Source organism: Polymorphospora rubra, assembly GCF_018324255.1.
Classification (GTDB): Bacteria; Actinomycetota; Actinomycetes; order Mycobacteriales; family Micromonosporaceae; genus Polymorphospora; species Polymorphospora rubra.
Genome location: NZ_AP023359.1, coordinates 6511600 through 6532402 on the forward strand (window position 1 = coordinate 6511600; position 20803 = coordinate 6532402).

Sequence of the window (20803 nt, forward strand, 5' to 3'; positions counted from 1 at the left end):
GCCATGCCGGAAGTGGTGGAAGGCCGCGAGTTCGTCGACGAGGACTGGTACGGCGAGGAGATGGTCGACCGGGTCTACTCCGGATGCACCTTCCGCCGCGTCGACCTGACCGACGCGTCCACCCAGCGGGTCACCTTCACCGGCTGCACCTTCGCCAACGTCCGGTTCAACGCGTCGCGCCACCACGACACCGCCCTGGTGCGGTGCGCCGTCGAGCGGTCCGAACTCTTCGACGCCGAGTTCACCGGCTGCAAGCTCACCGGCACCACCTTCACCGACTGCGGCACCCGGCCGCTACGGGTGACCGGCGGCGACTGGTCGTTCGTCAGCCTGGCCGGCGCCGACCTGCGCGGGGTGACGTTCACCGACGTACGGATGCGCGAGGTCGACCTGTCCGGCGCCAACTGCTCCGGCGCCACCCTGACCGGCGTCGACCTGTCGGCGGCCACCCTCACCCGCGCCGACCTGTCCGGTGCCGACCTGCGCGGCAGCGACCTCACCGCGCTCGACCCGTCGGCCGTCCGGCTGGCCGGAGCCGTCATCGACGCCGCCCAGGCCGTCGTGATCGCCCAGGCGCTCGGCCTGCGCATCGGCTGACCCGCCCCCGACTCTCGTCCGCCGCACCGGCCCGGTCCACCGGCCCGCTGAGGCGGGACACCACTGCCACGCCCCACAGCGAGTTCGCTGTGCGTACGCCGAATTCGCTGTGGACCGCGACACCACCTCGGGGTCCTTCCTCGGCAAGCCGCCGGGGCACCTGTGATCATCTGCTGTCCGGCGGTTCGACACGCCGTACCCATAACGGCGGAACAGCTGACGATCACCACGCACCGCCACGCGGATGCCTTCCGCGGGGTGGGCGGGAGAGGGCCGGGCGGCGTACCCCGACCATGTCGGTGCGCGGGGCGGCATATGTGGGAGGGAACTGGGAAGCCCACGGGCCTACCGACGGGTCTGGGAGGCGACATGGCGTGGGGCACGGAGCGGCCGGCAACCGACAGCAGTCGATGAACCTGGCGGGGGTGCGACCGCTGGCGGCCGTCGGGCGGGCGGTCGTCGGCCACGCCGGCACCGTCGTGGCCGGACTCGCCAGGGTCGCCGGGATCAACCAGCGCGGCGTGTGGTCCCGGCCGGGCCGGCACCACATCGAGGTCCGGGGCATCGCCGAACCCGCCGGCGGCCGGCTGGGCCGGCGGGTCGAGGCGGCCCTGGCCAAGGTCCCCGGCGTCGCGTGGGCACGGATCAACGCGCCGACCGGCCGGGTCGTCGTCGCCGTCGAACAGCCCGAGCCCGACCTCGACCGGCTGATCTCGGTGATCAGCGGGATCGAGCGCAACGACGGGTACGCCCCGGACCCGGACGTCGACCCGCCGCACCCGCCCGAGGAGGGGCCCCGTACCGGGCGGGCCGTCGCCACCCTCGCCGCCGACGCGCTCGGGCTCGGCCTCGCCGCCGCGACCCGGGTGCTGCCGTTCACCTCCCTGCCCGGCGAACTCGCCGGCCTGCTCAAGGTCGTCGACCTGCACCCCCGGCTGCACATGCTCGCCGGCAAGGGCCTCCAGGGCATCCCGCGCGCCGACTCGGTGCTGCCGCTGGCCGAGTCGTTGGCCCAGGGGCTGTCCGGCGGCTGGGCCGGGATCGTGCTCGACACCACCCAGCGGCTGCTGCAGTGGCAGGAGGCCCGCGCCGAACTCGCCGCCTGGGACAGGGCCGAACCGCGGCTCGCCGGCACCCCGGAGCGGGCCGCCGCCCCGTGCGCCAGCCAGGACCGGCCGGTCGCCAAACCGGACGGCCCGGTCGAGCGGTACGCCGTCCGGGTGCTCGCCGCCGGCGCGCTGGCCGGTGCCGCCACCCTGCCGTTCGCCGGCGCCAAACGGGCCGCCGCCGTCGCCCTGTCCACCCTGCCGAAGGCCGCCGCCGCCGGCCGGGAGGGCTACGCCGCCCGGCTCGGCGCGATGCTGGGCCGCCGGGGCGTGGTCGTGGTCGACCGCGGCGTGCTGCGCGAACTCGACCGGATCGACACCCTCGTCGTCGACGCCGAGGTGCTGCGGTCGTCGCGGGCCGTGCTCACCGACCTGGTTCCGCTGCCCGCCGCCGGCGCGTCCGGAGACGGCCGGTCCGACGGCGGAGCGCCCGACGAGCAGGAGATCGTCGAGCGGGCCTTCGCGCTCTTCGACGCCGACGAACCGGCCGGCCGGCACACCGCCGACGGCTGGGACCTCGGCCCGGTCGGCGACCTCGGCCCGGGCCCCGGCACCGAACGGATCCGCGAGCTGCGCGAGCGGGGCGGGACCGTGCTCGGACTCGCCCGCCAGGGTCGGCTCGTCGCGCTGGCCGGCGCCACCGCGGAACCCGCCCGGGCCAGCCAGATCCTGCCCGACGCCGCCCGCCGGGCCGGGCTGCGGCTGGTCGTCGCCACCCCGGACAGCGGCGACGGGCTGACCTCGACCGTACGGGCCCTGCAGGCCGACGGGGCGATGGTCATGCTCGTCTCCGGCGACCAGCGGGCACTGGCCGCCGCCGACTGCGGTGTCGGCACCGCCCGCGCCGACGGGCTGCCCGCCTGGGGCGCCCACCTGATCGTCGACACCGACATCGACGTCGCCGCGATGGTGGTCGAGGCGGCCGGCGGCGCCCGGCGCATGATCCAGCAGTGCATCGTGCTGTCCGGCGCCGGCACCGGCCTCGGTGCGGTGACGGCGTTCACCAGCCCGCCCGACGACCTGCCCGGCCGGGCCCAGGTGCCGCTGCACATCACCTCCGCCGTCGCGCTCGGCAACGGCGTCTGGCGGGCCAACGAGCTGCCCCGCACCCCGTCGACCCCGCCCGCGCCGACCACGCCGTGGCACCTGATGCCGGTACCGGTCGTCTTCGACCGGCTGGGCAGCGGGCCGGACGGCCTGACCGACGAGGAGGCCGGCCGCCGGGCCCGGCAGACCTCCGGCGAACCGCCGGTCGGCGCCGGGTTCGCCCGCGCCTTCCTCGACGAACTCGCCAACCCGCTGACGCCGGTGCTGGCGCTCGGCGCCGGGCTGTCCGCCGCGGTCGGCTCCGCGGTCGACGCCGGCCTGGTCGGCGGGGTACTGGCCGTGTCGGCCCTGATCGGCGCCGGCCAGCAGGCGGCCACCGAACGCGCGCTCGGGCGGCTCTTCGCCCGCTCCGCGGTCACCGTACGGGTCCGGCGCGGCGGCGCCGAACAGACCGTCGCCGGCGACGACCTCGTTCCCGGGGACCTGGTCCTGCTCAGCCCCGGCGACGCGATTCCCGCCGACTGCCGGGTGGTGGAGGCGGTCGGCCTGGAGACCGACGAGTCGTCGCTGACCGGTGAGTCGCTGCCGGTGGCCAAGGGCAGCGGCGCCATCGTCGCCGGCGAGGTAGCCGACCGCCGGTCCATGGTCTACCAGGACACCAGCGTCGCCGCCGGCCACGGCGTCGCGGTGGTCGTCGCCACCGGCGCCGACACCGAGGCCGGTCGGGGGATGGCGCTGGCCCGCGGCGCCGCCCCGGCCAGCGGGGTCGAGGCCCGGCTGACCGAGCTGACCGGCGCGGCGCTTCCGCTGGCCGCAGGTTCGGCGGTGGCGGTCGCCGGCGCCGGACTGCTGCACGGCGTACCACTGGCGCAGACGGGGGCGACCGCCGCCAACCTGGCCGTGGCGTCCGTACCCGAGGGGCTGCCGTTCCTGGTCTCCGCCGCGCAACTCGCCGCCGCCCGGCGGCTCGCCACCCACGGCGCCCTGGTCCGCAACCCGCGCACCATCGAGGCACTCGGCCGGGTCGACGTGCTCTGCTTCGACAAGACCGGCACCCTGACCGAGGGCCGGTTGCGGCTCGCCGGGGTCGGCGACGCCGGGCGGTACGCCGGCCTCGACGAGTTGCCCGCCGAGCTGCGCCCGGTGCTCGCGGCGGCGCTGCGGGCCACGCCGGAGGCCGACGACCCGGCCGACCTGCCGCAGCAGACCGACGCCGCCGTCCTGGCCGGCGCCCGCGCGGCCGGGGTCGGGCCGGACGCCGGTTCGCCCGGCTGGCGCCTGGCGGCGGCGCTGCCGTTCGAGGCGTCGCGCGGCTACCACGCGACCGTCGGTGGCCCGGACGGCGCACTGCTGCTCAGCGTCAAGGGCGCCCCGGAGGTGGTGCTGCCGCGCTGCGTCCGCCGACGCGAGCCGGGCGGTGAGGTACCGCTGGACGCCGCCGGGCGGTCGGCGCTGCAGGAGACGCTCACCCGGCACGCGGCCGCCGGGCAGCGGGTGCTGGCGATCGCCGAGTGCCCGTCGGCGACCACGTCGTCGGTCGCCGACGGCGACGTCGGCGACCTGACGTTCCTGGGCTTCGTGGCGCTGGCCGACGTCGTACGGGACAGCGCCGCGCCGGCGGTCCGGCGGATCCGGGAGGCCGGCGTGCACACGATCATGGTGACCGGCGACCATCCGGCCACCGCCGAGGCGATCGCCGCCATCATCAGCACCGACGACGCCGGCCAGCGGGTCGCCACCGGCGCCGAACTCGACGCGCTCGACGACACGGCGCTCGCCGAACGGCTCGCCGGCACCGACGTGGTGGCCCGCTGCACCCCGGCCCACAAGGTACGCATCATCCAGGCGCTGCGCGGCGCCGGCCGGACGGTCGCGATGACCGGTGACGGCGCCAACGACGCCCCGGCGATCCGGCTCGCCGACGTCGGCATCGCGCTCGGCCAGCGCGGCACCCCGGCCGCGCACGCCGCCGCCGACCTGGTCGTCACCGACGACCGGCTGGAGACGATCATCGCCACCCTGGTCGAGGGACGGGCGATGTGGTCGTCGGTACGGCACGCGCTCAGCGTCCTGGTCGGCGGCAACCTCGGCGAGATCGCGTTCAGCGTCGTCACCGCCGCCGCCACCGGGCAGTCCGCCCTCACCGCCCGCCAGCTGCTGCTGGTCAACCTGCTCACCGACCTGGCACCGGCGATGGCGATCGCGGTCCGTCCGCCCCGCCCGGAGGCCGGCGTCGACCTGCTCGCCGAGGGCCCGGACGCGTCGCTCGGGGCGACCCTGAACCGGGAGATCGGGTTGCGGGCCGGGGCGACCGCGTTCGGTGCCACCGCCGGCTGGACCCTGGCCCGGGTGACCGGCCGTCGCCGGCGGGCCGGCACGGTCGCCCTCGCCGCCCTGGTCGGCACCCAGCTCGGCCAGACGGTGCTGACCGGCGGCGCCAGCCCGGCCGTGCTGGCGACCGCCGCGGTCTCCGCCGGCGTCCTGGTGACGGTGATCCAGACGCCGGGGCTGAGCCAGTTCTTCGGGTGCACGCCGCTCGGCCCGGTCGGTTGGGGGATAGCCACGGGTTCGGCGGCCTGCGCCACGGTGGCGAACACGGCACTGGGCCGCCTGATCCTCCCGACCGCCGCACCCGCCGCCCGCGACGGGTCCCCTGGCGACGATCAAGGGGATGCCACCGACAGAACCGGACGCGATTCCGGCAACAGATCCAAGATCGGCCAGGCCGGGGGCGTGCCCGCCCGCTGATCACCGACCGGCGGCCGGCGCGGCCGGGGCGCCGATCGCCGCGGCCAGCTCCCGGCGGTCCCGGATGCCGAGTTTGCCGTACGCCCGCTGCAGGTGGTTCTCGACCGTCCGCACCGACAGCACCAGCCGCTCGGCGATCTCCGGGTTGCCGAGTCCGGCCGCCGCCAGCGCGGCCACCTCCCGTTCGCGCGGGGTCAGCGGACCGGCCGGATCCGGCTCGTCCAGCCAGGCGGGCCAGAACCCGGCGCACTCCTGCCGCAGCCGCTCGACCCGGCGGGCCAGTCGGCTCGCCGTCCGGCCGTCCGGCGGCTCGCAGCGGGCCGCGTGCACCGCCGCCTCCAGCGCCAGCAGGTCGTACCGCTGGTCCTCCCACCGCTGGCTGATCTCCTCCAACCGCAGCGGATCGGGGGCCGCCAGCGCCTCGGCGTAGTCGGCGTACCACTCGAACAACGGCGTGTCGCAGAGGTCCGCGATCCGGCGGGCCTCCCGGGCGACAGCGGTCGACGGCTCCAGCCGTGACCACAGGTGCAGCGCGTCCATCCCCACCGACATCAGCCCGCCGGCCAGGAACGCGTCCGTCAGCTCCCGCAGCAGCGCGACGGCCCGGCCCGGCTCGCCCGACATCGCCAGCAGCCACGCCTTGCTCAGCCGGGCGTAGTCCCCGGCGTCGCTGCCCTCCGGGACCAGCCGGGCCACCTCCTCGATCGCCGCCCAGCCCTCGTCGAACCGGCGCCGGTGCGCCGCCCACCACGCCTGCATCGCCAGGATCTTCACCCGGATCGGAAACAGCGTCGCCGAGTCGGTCACCGCCAGCGCCTCGTGGATCCAGCGGGACGCCGCATCGACCTGGCCGCGTTCGCCCGCGCAGATGCCGCGCGCCATCGCCAGCAGGCCCACCCCGTCCGGTGAGCCGTGCGCCACCGCGTCCCCGTAGTAGCGTTCCGCGGCCTCGGTCGCCTCCGTGATCCGGCCCGCCATCACCAGCGCCTGCACGTGGCACGTCTGGGTGGCCGCCCGCATCGTCGGCCACACCTCCGGCAGTGCCGGGTCGCCGGCCGCGAACGAGGCCGCGACCTGCGCCGGCGCCCCGGCGAAGACCATCACGTACGGCCGCAACGGCGCGATCGCGGTGGCCAGCAGCGGGTCCTGCGAGGGCTGTTCCAGGGCGGTCGCGATCGTCGCCAGCGCCTCGTGCCCGCGACCGCAGAACACCGCGATCCCGGCCTGCGCCGACAGCAGCTCGTGGCACACCTCGGCCGGCAGTGTCCGGCCGGCGTCGTCCAGCACCCGCAGGGCGTCGTCGGGGCGGCGCAACCCCCAGAACATGTTCAGCGCGCGCAGCGCGGCGGCCTGTGCCCGGTCACCGGGCGCGTCCATCTCCGCGTAGCCGCGCCGCAGCCGCTCGTCGGCCTCCTGGTGCCGGCCGAGCGCCACCAGGGCCCGACCGGCGTGCCACGCCCCGGCGGCGGTCGGCACCCGCTCGGCCAGCCGCAGCGCCAGCGCGGCGCCGCCGCGGCGCAGTGCCTCGGTCGCCGTGGCGAGCAGTTCCGCCTCGTCGACCTCGAGCCCGGCCTCGACCCGCCACGACACGACCTGGATGCGGTCCTCGGCGCCGGCCGTCTCCGGTTCCAGGGCGTCGGCCAGCTCGCGCAGGATCCGCCGGGTCCGCAGCGCGCCGGTCCGGGCCCGCGCCGCCTCGCCGTACAGCGGGTGGCCGAGCCGGACCACGGTGCGCTGGCCGCTCTGGTCCAGCCGGATCAGGCCACGCTCCTCCAGCTGCTCGGTGACCTCGGCGGGCACGAGCCGTTCGAGCAGCGACAGCGGGACCGGGGCGCCGTACGCGACGTACGCCAGCGCCGACGACTCGGTCGCGGTCAGCGCGCCGACGGTCAGCCCGACGACCTCCGGCAGGCCGGGCGTGCCCAGGTGCTCGGGACGCCAGTGCCACATGCCGTTCTCCCGGCGCAGGGTCGCGTCGGCGAAACCGGCCCGCAGCACCTCCCGTACGAACAGCGGGTTGCCCAGCGTGAGCCGCCACAGCGCGTCGAGGGTGAGCCCGTCGGCCGGGCCGTCGAGCAGCGCCGAGACCAGGTCGCGGAAGTCGGCGAACGCCAGCGGCGGCACCTCGACCCGGGCCAGCGCGCCGGCCCGGCGCAGCAGCGCGACCGGCGGGGCGTCGATGGTCGAGTCCAGGGTGCCGGCCAGTACGTGCACCGCGCCGCCGATCATCAGCCGCTCCAGCAGCGCGGCGGAGGCGTCGTCGAGAAAGTGCAGGTCGTCGACGCCGACCACGACCGGCCGGCCGGCCGCGAGGGTGTGCAGACGACGCTCCACCTCACGGAACACGTCCGTGACGCCGAGGGCCGCGCCGGGTAACAGGTCGACGACGGCGCCGAACGGCACCTCCCGCCAGCCGGGCGTCGCGGCCAACCGGACGACGGCGGCACCGACGCGTTCGTGGTCGTCCAGGGCCGCCGCGGCAAGCCGGCTCTTGCCCACCCCGGGCCGGCCGACCAGCAGCACCCCGGAGCCCGGTACGGCGGTCAGCGCCCCGGCGATCCGTTCCCGTTCGTCGTCGCGCCCCACCAGCGGGCCGTCCCCCGACAACCGATCCGCGACCATCCGCATCCCCGTGCCCTCCTGTTACCCATGCGGTTTACGGGCAAGTTAGACAGTGTCGTCCAGCGGATGAACCGGGTGGGTGCGCGGGGGGCGTATCATCTCCGCCCGCCCCGGCCCGCCGCCGCGGGCCGGCCCGGTCCGGTTGAGTAACCGGTCGACGGTCGCGCCGTGACTTTTGAGTACCCGGCACTCAGGCGACGGGCCGCCGGGTCGCCCAGACTTGGTCCGCATCCGATGTGGACCACGACGGGCGGGCGACGATGAATCCGGCGGACACCGGGATCCAGGACGGATCCGACCGCGGGTCGCGTCCGCTATCCGACACTTCGACCATACCGGCCGGCCGGCGGCGCCTCGGGCCCGACCACCACCCGCACCACGGAGGACCATGATGGACGCCACCCCGACGCTGCTGATCGTCGCGTCCGGCGGATTCGGCCACCGGGTCGCCGACCGGCTCGCCGCCGGCTACCCCGGCTCGACGGTCACCGACGCCGAGCGCCCGCAGAGCCGGCCGGACGCCGACATCGTGGTGGTCGCCGGCGAGTACGACCGGGCCGCCGTCGCCGAAGCCGTCGACCGGGCGGCGTTCACCGCCCGCCGGCCCTGGTTTCCGGTCCTGCTCGACCACCCCGACCTGCGCTGCGGCCCGGTCGTGGTGCCCGGCCGCACCGCCTGCCACGACTGCTTCCGGCGCCGCCGCCGGGACCACGGTGGGCCGGACACCGGGACCGTCGAACGGCCGGTGCCCGGCTACGCCGACCACCACGTCGGGCTCGCGGTGGCGCTGGCCCGCCGTGCGGTCCGTGACGCCCGGACCCCGTCCGCGCAGCTGCCCGGGGCCTGGATACGCACCGTCAACCTGGTTACCGGAACGAGCGGGCGCCACGGGGTGGTGGCGGTCGACGGGTGCCCCCGCTGCCGGCCACCGCGCGTCCGGGCGGCCCGGCCCGCGGACCCCGCCCCCCGGACGCGCCGACCCGACCCGGACCCCGGGGACCCCGACGGGGCGGACGCCCGCCGCGAGCGGACCGGGGCGCGGGCATGAGCGGCGTCGTCACGGCCGGGTCCGTGGCCCGGGCGGCGTCGAACGACCGCGGGTTCGCGGTGCCGGTACGGCCGCGTACCCGGCGCGGGGTGCTGACGTACCCGATGGGGGACGGGCTGGTCGTCGACGGCGTGGTACGCCGCCGGCGCCTCGGCGGCGGCGCCGTCGACCTGGTTGCGCACCTGCTGCCGTTGATGGACGGCACCCGCGACCATCCGACGCTGGCCGCCGCGCTCGGCATCACCCCGCGCGCGCTGTTCCAGGCGGTGACCCTGCTGTGGACCTGCGGGGTCGTCGAGGAGGCCGCGCCGGCCGGCGTCGACGTGACCGCGGTGCCCGACCACCTGGCCGACTTCCTGTCCCGGATCGGTGACGCGACGGCCGCCAACGCCGCCTGGGAGCAGGCCGCCGCCCGGCTCGCCGCCGCGCACGTCGAGGTACGCGGCGACGGACCGCTGGCCGCGGCGTTGGCCACCGAACTCGGCGCGCACATCGCGGTGAGCCGGGGCGCCGGACCGTACCCGGCGGGCGGGGCCACGCTGGTCGTGCTGGCGACGCCGACACCGGACGACGAGGCGGAGACGGTCGTCGACTGCTGGCGTAGCGACATCCCGGTGCTGTGGGTGTCGCTCCGTGCCGGCGTCGCCCACCTCGGCCCGTACGTCGATCCCCGCCTCACCCCGTGCCTCGCCTGCGCCACCGGCCGGCCCGTCGGTCCGCCGGACCCCGCCGGCCCGCCGGACCCCGACGATGTCGCGCTCACCGCCGCGCTGGCCGCCAACGAGATCTTCGGGCTGGTCAGCCGGGCCACCCGGACCGCGCTGCCGATGCGGTGGCGCAGCGTCGACCTCACCGACCTCACCCAGGAGCGGCACGCCGCCACCACCCGGCCCGGCTGTCCCGCCTGCTCGGCCGCGCCCGGCGAGCCGCGCGAGCCGCCGGTGGCGGCTCGCTACGAGGCGGCGGTCGGCCCTCCGCCCCGGGACTTCCCCGACGCCGAAACCCACCAGACGCACCACCGGCCGGCGGACCGGGCCCCGCAACGCGGCGCGCGGGCGTGGCCGCTCGCGCCGCGTACCCCGCTGGCCGTGCCCACGATGGAGCTGCCGCGCGACGGCCGTGCCGCCGGCGGGGTCGACCTGGCGGCGGTCGGGGTGCTGCTCGGGGTCGGCGCCGGCTGGTGGGACGGGACCCCGGACCGGGTGTCGTGGTGGACCGCGACCGGCGGCGACACCGGCTCGGTCGTGGCGTACGTCGTGGCCCGCGACGTCGCCGGCCTGCCGGCGGGCGTCTACGGCTACCTCCCGGACGGGCCCGCGCTCGCCCGGCTCGGCGACCTGACGGACGGGGTACGCGGCACCGCCCCCGCCTCGATCGTGCTGACCGCCGACCTGCACTGGACACCCCACGACGGGTACGACGGGGCCGGGCTGCGCCCGGCGCTGCTCGACGCCGGCTGCGCGCAGGCGGCGATCGGTGCCGCCGCGATCCCGCTGGGCCTGACCGCGCTGCCCCGTCCCGAGTGGGACGACGAAGCGGTGGCCGCCGTGCTCGGCGTCGACCGTACCCCCGAGCCCGTCACCGCCCTGATCGACCTGCGGGAGCCCGCGGCGGACGGGCGGGAGGCGGGCGACGGGGAGGTGCGCCGGTGACCTCGCCCGCCGGCCTCGCGCTGGCACTGCTGCGCTCGTTCGACGCGGCCGGCCCGCCCGGCGACCCGCTCCCGGCCCTGCCGCCGCTGCCCGCCGTCGGGCCGCCGGTGGCCGTACCGGTCGCCGACCGTCCACCGACCGACCCGCTCACCACGCTGTCGTGCCGGCAGGCGGTACGGCAGTTCGCGGTCACCCCGCTTCGGCTGCCCGAACTCGGCGCGGCCGTCGCGGCGGGGACCGCCGCGGACCGCCGGGACCGGCCGACCGAGGTCGACCACGACCGGCTGGAGGTGCTAATCGTCGCGTTGCGGGTCGACGGCCTCGCGACCGGCGTCCACCGCTACGACGCGGTCGCCCGGACCGTCACACCGGTGCTGCCGCTGCCGGACCGGGACGCCGGCGCGCACCTGACCGCGGGCCGGGAGTTCGCCGCCGCCGGCGCGATCGTCACGGTGCTCGGCGACATCGGGTCGGCCGTCGCCCGGCGCGGCGCGCACGGCTACCGGCTGCTGCTCACCCGCGCCGGTGCCGCCGCGTACGCGATGTGGCTCGACGCGGTCGCCCGTGACCTGACCGGCTGCGTCTTCGCCGGCCTCGTGCCGGCCGCCGTACGCCGGCCGTTGCGCTGTGACGGCGTACGCCGCCAGCCGTTGTTCGCCGTCGCCCTGGGAAACCCCCACAGCCACCGGGTGAGCGCCAACCCCAGCGGGCGCTCACCCGGTGTTCCACCCGACCACGGCCGGACCGGCCCGATCAGTAGGGAGGCAGCCATGAAGTTCATGAACCCGGTCGAGCTCGACCTGTACGCCGAGGACCTCGCGGAGTCGCGGTACGGGGCCGGCACCGGGTGACACCGGTGGCCCCCGCCGGTGCGACGCTCTTCCGCGTCGCCCCCCGGTCGGCGGCGCCTTCGGCTGCCCGGCCGGACACCCGCGCGGGTGGATCAGCCGACCTCGAGCGGGAGTCGGGGGTCGCTGGTCCACTCGCGCAGCGAACCGTCGTAGACGGCGACGTCGTCCTCGCCGAGCAGGGTCAGCGCGAGCGCGTCCCCGGTCGCCGCGATCCCACCGCCGCAGTAGGTGACCTTGCGGCCGGGCCGGGCCAGTACGTCGGCGAAGATCGCGCGCAGTTCGTCGACCGGCTTGAAGGTGCCGTCGGTCGGGTCGAGCAGCGCGCCGACGAAGACGTTGACGCTGCCCGGGATGCGGCCGGGGCGGGCGTAGCTGTTGGTCTGCGTCGCGTGGTGGTCCTGCGGCGACAGGCTGTTGATCAGGCACGCGCCGGAGCCGCTCTCGACGACCCGCTCGACCTCGGCGAGTTCGGCGAACAGGTCCGGGCGCGGGCTGCCGACGAACTCGGCCGCCGGGTAGCTCTGCGCACCGGCCGTGGTCGGCCGCCCTTCGGCGGTCCACTTGCGGAAGCCGCCGTCGAGGACGGCGACGTTGTCGAAGCCGTTGGCCCGCAGCAGCCACCAGACCCGGGTCGCCCAGAACGGGTCGAGGGAGTAGACGACGACGCGGCTGTCCGGGCCGATGCCGAGCCCGCCGGCCGCCGCGGCGAACCGGGCCGGGGACGGCTTGGTGAACCAGCCGCCGTCGGGCTCGGACAGGTCGTCGATGATGTCGGCGAACGCCGCGCCCGGGATGTGGGCCGCGAGGTAGTCGTCCCGCCCGGAGCGCTGACTCCACTGCGTGCTGCCCGGCTCCGGCGCGGCCAGGTGCACGGTCGCGTCGAGGACGCGCAGGTCCGGGTCGTCGAGGTGCTCGGCGAGCCAGGCCGTGGAGACCAGTGGGGTGGGCAGGGACGTTGTCATCGCGGCACTCCGTCACAGTCGTCTATTCCCTACTCGATGAGTAGGGTTCTGTGCCGTACAAGCTGCTCCGGGGCGCGCCCATTCCGGAACGTGTCCCTGGTCACGGCCGGTCCGGGCGGGCCGGGTGCCGTAGGGTGGCCCGGTGCCGCCGTCCCGATCACGCGCCCGCCCGTCGAAGGTGTCCGCCGAGCCGGCCCGGCCGAAGCCACCCACCGCGCTGGACGCGGCCGTGCTGCCCGACCACGACCTGGTGACCGAGGCCGGCTACGAGCGGCTCGGCTTCGTCGACCTCGACCTCTCGGCCCGCGACGCCGAGTCGGTCGAGTTCACCCAGTGCCGGCTGCGTAACACCACGCTGTCCGGCACCGTCCTTTCCCGGGCGCGGCTGACCGACTGCCTGGTCGAGACCAGCGACTGGGCCAACCTGAGGATGCCCTCGGCGACGCTGCTGCGGGTCCGGCTCGCCGACTCGCGGATGACCGGCTTCACCCTCGTCGACGCGGTGGCCCGCGACGCGGTGTTCGACGGGTGCCGGATGGATCTGTCGGGCTGGCGGTTCACCCGGTTCACCGCCGTACGGTTCGAGGGCTGCAACCTCACCGGTGCCGACTTCACCGGGGCGGACCTGAGCGGGGCGTCGTTCGTCGGCTGCGATCTGACCGGCGCCCGGTTCGACAACGCCACGATGACCGGCACCCGGTTCCGGGACTGCGTGCTGCTGGACGTCGCGGGGGTGACGAGCTGGCGGGGCGCGGTCGTCGAGGCGGCCGACCTCATCCAGTTGGCCCACGTCTTCGCCGACGCCCTGGGCGTACGCATCACCCCCGACCCCTGACCCGGGTCGGGGCGCCCGGGACCCGGGCGCCCCGAGCCCCCGCGATCTTGCAGATGTCTCCCCCTTTGCCCGGTTTTGTCGGGCGACAAGTGCAAGATCGCGGGGGAGGGTGGGTCACATGCCGCAGGACGGGGCGGACCAGCCGCCTACCGCGGCGACGTGGGTGTGGTCGTTGTGGCCGGGGTAGCCGGGGCCGAGGATCTGCCGGAAGCCGTGGTAACGGGCCTGCTGGGCGAGCCGGCACAGGCTGTGCGGCCCGGCGCCCAGGTCGACGCCGTCGCCGTAGAGGTGTCGGCTGTTGCTCGCGCCGCCGACCGCGCTGTTGCAGGAATAGCTGCGGAAGCCGCTGGTGACCCGGATCGACTGGCTACCGAGGGCGTGCCGCAGTGCCTGGAGCTTCCACATGCTGACCAGCGCGTTGGCACGTGCCGTCGCGGCCGACACCGCGCCGCCGGACCAGTTGCTGTTGCACTTGTTGAGCTCGGCGTAGCTGAAGTTGATCGGCGTGCAGTCGTTGTCCTGGAGCGCGTAGATGCGGTTGAAGGTGTTCGGTCCGGCGACGCCGTCGGCGGCCAGTCCGTACGCCTGCTGGAAGCGGATCACCGCCGAGCGGGTGGCCGGGCCGAAGACGCCGTCGATGGCGATCTGGGAGTTGTAGCCGGGGTAGCCGGCGACCCGGATCTGGAGCTGCCGTACGTCCTCGCCGGACGCGCCCTGCTGCAGGGTGCGGCCCCAGGTGTAGCAGCCGTCGGCGTAGGCGGGGGACGCGCCGACGGTGGTGCCGACGAGCGTGGCCGCGGCCGTGAGTACGAGTGCCGCGAGGATCTTCGAAGCACGTCTGAACATTCGTGAGCCTCCATTGTGGTGGGGATCAAGCGCATCGAAGAGCGTGACTTAACTGAAGATCTATGTCAATATCTGACAGTCGTTCGTAACAATCAGAAACTTTCCTGCCAGACCTGGCGCCGTCGGTCGGGTGGGTGTCGCCGCCGCGTTTCGCCGTGCCGCCGCCGTCGTGCGCTGATCGAGGACCAGTCGTGCCCATCTTGTCCCGATTGGTCGCGACGTTTCTCCCTGATCGGCCGGCGGTGGCGGGTCGGGCGACGCCTGTCGTACGAACAGGTGGTGAGGTTAGGCTAGCCTGATCGAATGGTGGGAGGTGTGGCTGCGGCGGGCTGGCGATCCGCTCCGCCGCGCCTGCCGGCGACCGTCGTCGTACACCGTGGACCCGAACCCGCACCCCGGACCCGGCCGCGCACGCGGCCCGGGCCACCGGCCCGGCCGGGCTGGCGGGCCCGGCCGGGCCGGCCGGCACCGGCCCCGCCCTCGTCGTCCTGACCTCCGGCTCCACCTGTCGCAGCCAGGCCGTCGTGCCCACTCGCGACCCGCTCCTCAACGAGGTGCGCGGCGGACGCGGCGTGGCCGAGGCCCGGCCGTCCCTCCGCGGCTGCCCCGGACCGCCGGCGGGTGCGGCCGACCCTGGGCCGGCCGCTGGCTCGGCTACCGCCCGCCCACCCAGGACATGTCCGGCCACGGCCCGAAGTCGAACTCCTCCGCGATGCGGACCAGGTCGGCCACCGGAACCGGAGGCGGTGCGGACGCCCCGCCCGGGTCGCCCGTCGAGCCGGGCTGGTCCAGTTGGATCAGTACGGCGACCTCGTCCGGCAGGGTGAAATACAGTTGGTTGCTCTCGGGGATGTGCCAGCCGGCCAGGCCGAGCACCGGGACCGGCTGGGCGGCAGGCTGGATGCCCAGCCCGGTGTGTGTACCGGGGCCGGAGACCACCAGCAGTTGGCGCCCGTCGGCGCCGGTCACCGCGACGGTCTGCCGCCAGTCGGTCCCCTGGTAGCCCAGGGAGAGCCGCCAGGGCCGGGTCGCCAGGTCGGCCGGCAACCAGCCGGGACGCGGTCCCACCTGGAGGTGTCCCGGATCCGGTCGCACCGACCGGGCGACGCGCAGTGCGGTGTTCTCCCGCTGCTCGGTGGTGTCGTCGCCGAGTACGGTCACGATCAGTTGCGGCTCCCCGGGCGGCTGCCAGATGACGTAGGGGTCGGGGCCGGCCTCGGGGTTGCCGGTCCGGCGGACGACCTGGCCGGCGACGCCGGCGACGTCGACGTCGTGCGTCGGACCGGTGGGCCGGTCGGCCTCCAGGGACTCGTGCCAGCCGACCGTCAGCGAGACGATCGCGGTCCCGGGGCCGGCCCCGGCCGCCTTCTCCCACTGGTACGAGACGACGGCCGCCTCCTCGCCGGCCACCAGCACGGTACGGCTGCTCTCCCCGTAACCGGCGGGCAGCCAACCCGGCCGGTGGCGCAGCGGGGTCTCCAGCCAGCCGCCGCCCGGACCGCCCGGCACCTCGGGATGAGCGGTGTCGGGGCGGTCGAGGAGACGCAGCGTGCCCAGTCCGCCGACGCCGACCGCTGCCGCGGCCGCACCCGCGCCGGCCAGCCGCAACACGAGGCGGCGCTGCCGGTGCCGCCGGGTGAGACCGGCGAGGTTCGCGTGGATACGCTCCGGTCCGGGCGCCTCGTCGGCGATGGCGGTCAACGCCTCACGGATCGCTGCGGAGTCGATCATCGTCTCTGCTCCTTCAACGGCTCGAGCGTGGCGGTGCCCCGCAGGCTGACCAGGGCGCGCGACGCCTGGCTGCGTACCGTGGCGACGCTGCAGTCCAGCAACTCGGCGATGTCGGCGTCGGCCATGTCCTCGAGGTAGCGCAGCGCGATCACGATCCGTTGCCTGGTCGGCAGGGCACGGATCAGCCGGACGAGCGCGTCGCGCTGCGCGACGGTCTCGGTGCGGTCGTCGACCGGGTCCGGCGGGTGGACCCGTTCGCGGCGCAGCCTGGCCGTCACCCGCCGGCGGGTCGACACCAGTTCGTTGACGATCATCCTGCGGACGTAGGACTCGGGCAGATCGAGTGAGCCGATCCGGGCCCACCGCGGATGCGCCTTGACGAGTACGTCCTGCACGATGTCCTCGGCCTGGTGCGGGTCGCCGGCCAGCACGGTGGCGTACCGGAGCAGCGCCGGCAACCGCGCCGCGACGAATTCCTCGAACGTCACTCGACCTCCCTGTTCATCTTGAACACGAAGCAGGTGCCGCGTTCTGTTGCATCGCCGCCGGACTTCGTCGTCCGGCGCCGGTCGCCCGGTGGCGGTCGTCGGGTGGCGGACGGGCGGGAGGCCACGCCGGCCCGACCGGCAGAATGCGCTTTCCTGCAGCACCGTTGCATCCATTGACCGAGTCCGATGGGTGGCGATAGCCTGCCGGAAAGCGTTTTCTTCTACGTGGGGCAACACGGAGAAACGGCGCGCCACCCTGCCGCCATGCCGTCCGCCCCCGTTCCGGTGCTGTCCCGTCCGGCGGCCGTCCATGGTGGCGAGTCCCCGGATGGGAGCAGCGACATGATCCTCGAACACCGTCCCCCCGGCCCGAGACGCCGGCTGCGCGGAGCCGTCGTCGGCCTCCTCGCCACGGCGCTCGCCGCACTCGGCCTCGCCGTCCTGCCGACCGGTCCGGCACACGCCGCCACCGTCGACACCAACGCCTGGTACGTCCTGGTCAACCGGCACTCCGGCAAGGCGCTCGACGTCTACAACCTCTCCACCAGCGACGGCGGGCAGATCGTCCAGTGGCCACGCAACGACGGCAACTGGCAGCAGTGGCAGTTCGTCGACTCCGGGTCCGGGTACTACCGCCTGAAGTCCCGGCACAGCGGCAAGGTGCTCGACATCCACGGCTGGTCCACCGCGGGCGGTGCCGACGTGGTGCAGTGGACCGACCTCAACGGCCTGAACCAGCAGTTCCGGCTCGCCGACTCCGACGGCGGGCACGTCCGGCTGATCAACCGGAACAGCGGCCTGGCGCTGGAGACCTGGGAGTGGTCGACCGCCGACGGTGCCCGGATCTCGCAGTGGAACGACCTCAACGGCACCAACCAGCAGTGGCAACTCGTCAGGGTCACCGGTGGCGGCAGCGGCGGCGACGGCAGCGGCCCCTGGCCGACCGAGACCGGCAGTGAGCGGGTCAGCGCGACCCGCAACCTCGGCAGCTTCTTCGACGGCGGCATGAAGCGCTACTACGGCATCGGCGACGGCGGCCAGAGCGAGGACCAGGACCCGATGTTCGTCGTACCCAACGGCGGCACCATCCAGAACGTCATCCTCGGTTCCCCGGCCGGCGACGGCATCCACTGCGAGGGCTCGTGCACCATCCGCAACGTGTGGTGGAACGACGTGGGCGAGGACGCGGCCACCTTCCGCAGCTCGAGCGCGTCGGCGACGTACCTGGTCGACGGTGGCGGCGCCCGGTCCGCCTCGGACAAGGTCTTCCAGCACAACGGTGCCGGCACCGTCACCATCCGCAACTTCCAGGTGCACGGCTCCGGCAAGCTCTACCGCGCCTGCGGCAACTGCTCCACCTCCTACCAGCGGCACGTCGTGATGGACGGGGTCACCGCCCGGACGACGGGCGTCCTGGCCGGCATCAACACCAACTGGGGCGACACCGCCCGGTTCTCCCGGATCACCGTGTACGGCAGCACCACGATCTGCGAGAAGTACCGGGGCGTGCCGAAGGGCGGCGAACCGACGAGGATCGGCTCCGGTGCCGACGGCACCAACTGCCTCTACAGCTCGTCCGACATCACCCAGCGCTAGCCGGGACCCCGGTGGCCCCGGCCCATGGAAGCCGGGGCCACCACCGTGCGGTGTCGTGGCGCGTCCCACGGTCGCGGCCGCGCGTTGCATCGACCGATCTCCACGCGTAACGTTCTGGCCCGAGCCGGGACGTCCCCACGCCAGTGGGCCCACCCGATCGCGCGAGCAGGGCAACGCTCGCCGCGCCCACCGCCCACGGCATTCGTCGTGCCCCGGCTCCGGGGCCCTCCTCCTCGAGGCAGCTCATGAGAAGACGACTCACCACCCTCGGCGCCGCGATCGTCGCGCTCGCCGCCTCCGCCCTGATGTTCGTGGCACCGGCCCACGCCGCGGCCGGTCTCCACATCAACGGAACCACCATCGTCGAGGCGAACGGGCAACCGTTCGTCATGCGCGGCGTCAACCACCCGCACGTCTGGTTCACCGGCCAGACCGACTCGTTCGCCGACATCAAGGCCCTCGGTGCCAACACCGTGCGGGTCGTATTGGGCACCGGCAAGCGGTGGGGCCCGTCCAACGACGTGGCCGACGTGATCGCGCTGTGCAAGCAGAACCGGCTGATCTGCGTGCTGGAGGTGCACGACACCACCGGCTACGGGGAAGAGGGCGCGGCCGCCTCGCTCGACGAGGCGGTCGACTACTGGATCAGCCAGAAGAGCGCGCTGGTGGGCCAGGAGAACCACGTCGTGATCAACATCGGCAACGAGCCGATCGGCAACGTCAACGCCGCCCAGTGGACCGCGGCCACCGCCGCGGCGATCGGGCGGATGCGCGACAACGGCTTCGCCCACCTGCTCATGGTCGACGGCCCGAACTGGGGCCAGGACTGGCAGCAGGTGATGCGGAACAACGCCCAGACGATCCTCGACGCCGACGAGCAGCACAACACCGTGCTGTCGATCCACATGTACGCCGTGTACGCCACTGCGGCCAGCATCGTCGACTACCTCGACCACTTCGAGGCGAACGGCTGGCCGCTGGTCATCGGCGAGTTCGGCTGGCGCTTCAACGCCGGCGAGGTCGACCACGAGACCCTGCTCGCCGAGGCGGACGCCCGCGATCTCGGCTACCTCGGCTGGTCCTGGAGCGGCAACACCGACCCGATCCTGGACATGGCCACCAACTTCGACCCGGACCGGCTCACCACGTGGGGTGAGCGCATCTTCAACGGCGCGAACGGCATCCGGGCCACCGCGAGGGAGGCGACCATCTACGGTGGTACGACGCCCACCACCCCGCCGCCCACCACGCCGCCGCCGACGACCCCGCCGCCCACGACCCCGCCGCCCGCGGGCGCGTGCACGGCCACGTACACGGTGCTGAACCAGTGGCCGGGTGGCTTCCAGGGTGAGGTGCGGGTGACCGCCGGCAGCGCGGCGATCACCCGGTGGACGGTGACCTGGACCTTCGCCAACGGCCAGACCGTCTCCTCGGCCTGGAACGCGACGGTGACCGGCACGGGTTCGGCGGTGACCGCCCGCAACATGGGCTACAACGGCAGCCTGGGCGCCGGGGCCAGCACCACGTTCGGGTTCCTCGGTTCGTGGACCGGCACCAACGGCACGCCGGTGGCGTCCTGCACGGTGAGCTGACCGGGCGGTGTGGTGGCCGGGCACCGCGCCCGGCCACCACACCGCCAGCAACCGTCCGGGGCCCCCGGCCCACCGCCCGGTCACGCCGGTGCCGGTCCGGGGCGGGACGGTCGCAGCCGTGAGATCCTCGGGCATGTGCCCGGCGCCGCGACGTGGCACCGGCTGTCGGCACCTGGGGGTCTCGTGCGATACAAGGGTCCGCTTCCGAAGCGACTGGTCGACGGCGTCAACGCTCGCATGGCCGGGCTGCTGTCCTCGCCCCGATGGGGTCGGCTGGTGAGCGGACACCTCGCGATCGTCACCTACACGGGACGCCGCTCGGGGCGCACCTTCAGCACGCCGGTCGCCTACCGGCGGGCCGACGACGTGGTGACGATCGCCGTCGGTCTGCCCGAACGCAAGAGGTGGTGGCGCAACTTCACCGGCGCGGGCGGCCCGATCACCCTGCACCTGGACGGCGGCGACCGCCCGGGGCACGCGGTCGCCCGGGTCGACGACCGGGGCCGCGTCGCCGTCACCGTCCGCCTCGACGATTCGCCACCCGCCGGACACGACCGCTGACGGCGCTGTTGCCGCCGCCGGGAATGAATTTGCCATTCGGTCGTGAATTGACCGGCGAGTGGTGGGGTGGATACCGGCGTACTTCGATATCCTCCTAAAGGGCGGGATCGTGGTGCGGGTCCGGTGCGACGCGGGTAATGGCAGGCTTCCCGCCGTGTCACCACTCATTCCCCGGATGTGCCGGCGATTCGGAAGCTTCAACTCCGGAGCAGACGAAGCGAACCTCCGGCCCGCCCCGTTGGAACTGTCTGCCCAGGTGGGGAGGGTGTTCCACCGGTTTCCGGTGGGAATGGCCCAGTGTGCCCGCCGTACTCACCGCCTATTTTTCGATCTACTCAGTCGATATCCAAGCTACTCAACAGGCGTCCTGTGGTACTCAAAATGGCGCGATCGGCCGATAAATGTTTGACGATGTGCCGGTGCGCTGTCTAGCGTACGAATCCGTTGGTCGACGGAACCTCGCCGAAACTGGGAGAGCGTTTTCGAAGTCGGCAACAATGCATTCTTCCAATTCCGGAGAA

Annotated in this window: 14 protein-coding genes; 9 read left to right on the top strand and 5 right to left on the bottom strand. The window is 74.5% G+C overall.

Features of this window, described 5'->3' with window-relative positions:
* Positions 1–3 precede the first annotated feature (3 nt).
* Positions 4–597: a pentapeptide repeat-containing protein gene (locus Prubr_RS29295; RefSeq protein ID WP_212818113.1), complete on the top strand. Its 594-nt coding sequence runs from the start codon at positions 4–6 to the stop codon at positions 595–597.
* A gap of 410 nt (positions 598–1007) precedes the next feature.
* Positions 1008–5498: an HAD-IC family P-type ATPase gene (locus tag Prubr_RS29300; RefSeq protein WP_212828674.1), complete on the top strand. Its 4491-nt coding sequence runs from the start codon at positions 1008–1010 to the stop codon at positions 5496–5498.
* Here the strand turns inward: Prubr_RS29300 and Prubr_RS37790 are convergent, their stop codons facing one another.
* Positions 5499–8126, bottom strand: a complete 2628-nt coding sequence (locus Prubr_RS37790; protein WP_212818114.1) for a LuxR C-terminal-related transcriptional regulator — start codon at positions 8124–8126, stop codon at positions 5499–5501. It lies immediately after the preceding gene.
* A gap of 385 nt (positions 8127–8511) precedes the next feature.
* On the opposite strand from Prubr_RS37790, the gene Prubr_RS29310 reads away from it, so the two are divergent.
* The 3 genes from Prubr_RS29310 to Prubr_RS29320 are packed head-to-tail and all read left to right on the top strand — an operon-like array spanning position 8512 to position 11671.
* Positions 8512–9168: a TOMM precursor leader peptide-binding protein gene (locus Prubr_RS29310; RefSeq protein ID WP_212818115.1), complete on the top strand. Its 657-nt coding sequence runs from the start codon at positions 8512–8514 to the stop codon at positions 9166–9168.
* On the top strand, positions 9165–10820 hold the full coding sequence (locus tag Prubr_RS29315; protein WP_212818116.1) for a tpaE: 1656 nt from the start codon (positions 9165–9167) through the stop codon (positions 10818–10820). Before Prubr_RS29310 ends, Prubr_RS29315 begins: the two co-directional genes overlap by 4 nt.
* Positions 10817–11671: a nitroreductase family protein gene (locus Prubr_RS29320; protein WP_212818117.1), complete on the top strand. Its 855-nt coding sequence runs from the start codon at positions 10817–10819 to the stop codon at positions 11669–11671. Before Prubr_RS29315 ends, Prubr_RS29320 begins: the two co-directional genes overlap by 4 nt.
* Positions 11672–11763: 92 nt before the next feature.
* On the opposite strand, the gene Prubr_RS29325 is transcribed toward Prubr_RS29320, so the two are convergent.
* The gene (locus Prubr_RS29325) at positions 11764–12633 is read right to left on the bottom strand and encodes a sulfurtransferase (protein ID WP_212818118.1); all 870 of its coding nucleotides are present in this window, start codon (positions 12631–12633) and stop codon (positions 11764–11766) included.
* A 142-nt stretch (positions 12634–12775) separates the two neighbouring features.
* Here Prubr_RS29325 and Prubr_RS29330 point away from each other — a divergent pair, with 142 nt between their 5' ends.
* Positions 12776–13468: a pentapeptide repeat-containing protein gene (locus Prubr_RS29330; protein WP_212818119.1), complete on the top strand. Its 693-nt coding sequence runs from the start codon at positions 12776–12778 to the stop codon at positions 13466–13468.
* Positions 13469–13582: 114 nt separating this feature from the next.
* Here the strand turns inward: Prubr_RS29330 and Prubr_RS29335 are convergent, their stop codons facing one another.
* The 3 genes from Prubr_RS29335 to Prubr_RS29345 form a co-directional block, all read right to left on the bottom strand.
* Positions 13583–14314, bottom strand: coding sequence for a D-Ala-D-Ala carboxypeptidase family metallohydrolase (locus tag Prubr_RS29335; RefSeq protein WP_212818120.1), 732 nt, complete (start codon positions 14312–14314; stop codon positions 13583–13585).
* Between the two features lie 654 nt (positions 14315–14968).
* Positions 14969–16045 (bottom strand): hypothetical protein, encoded by a 1077-nt coding sequence (locus tag Prubr_RS29340; protein ID WP_212818121.1) that lies wholly within the window; start codon positions 16043–16045, stop codon positions 14969–14971.
* Positions 16042–16533 carry a SigE family RNA polymerase sigma factor gene (locus tag Prubr_RS29345; protein WP_212818122.1) on the bottom strand — a complete coding sequence of 164 codons (492 nt, stop codon included), beginning with the start codon at positions 16531–16533 and terminating at the stop codon, positions 16042–16044. Before Prubr_RS29345 ends, Prubr_RS29340 begins: the two co-directional genes overlap by 4 nt.
* A 342-nt stretch (positions 16534–16875) precedes the next feature.
* On the opposite strand from Prubr_RS29345, the gene Prubr_RS29350 reads away from it, so the two are divergent.
* The 3 genes from Prubr_RS29350 to Prubr_RS29360 all read left to right on the top strand — a co-directional run bounded on the left by Prubr_RS29350 (position 16876) and on the right by Prubr_RS29360 (position 20282).
* Complete coding sequence (locus Prubr_RS29350; RefSeq protein WP_212828676.1) at positions 16876–18129, top strand: pectate lyase; 1254 nt, start codon at positions 16876–16878, stop codon at positions 18127–18129.
* Positions 18130–18374: 245 nt separating this feature from the next.
* Positions 18375–19721 (top strand): cellulase family glycosylhydrolase, encoded by a 1347-nt coding sequence (locus Prubr_RS29355; RefSeq protein WP_212818123.1) that lies wholly within the window; start codon positions 18375–18377, stop codon positions 19719–19721.
* Between the two features lie 276 nt (positions 19722–19997).
* Positions 19998–20282 carry a nitroreductase/quinone reductase family protein gene (locus Prubr_RS29360; protein ID WP_246567800.1) on the top strand — a complete coding sequence of 95 codons (285 nt, stop codon included), beginning with the start codon at positions 19998–20000 and terminating at the stop codon, positions 20280–20282.
* The last annotated feature ends 521 nt before the right edge of the window (positions 20283–20803 follow it).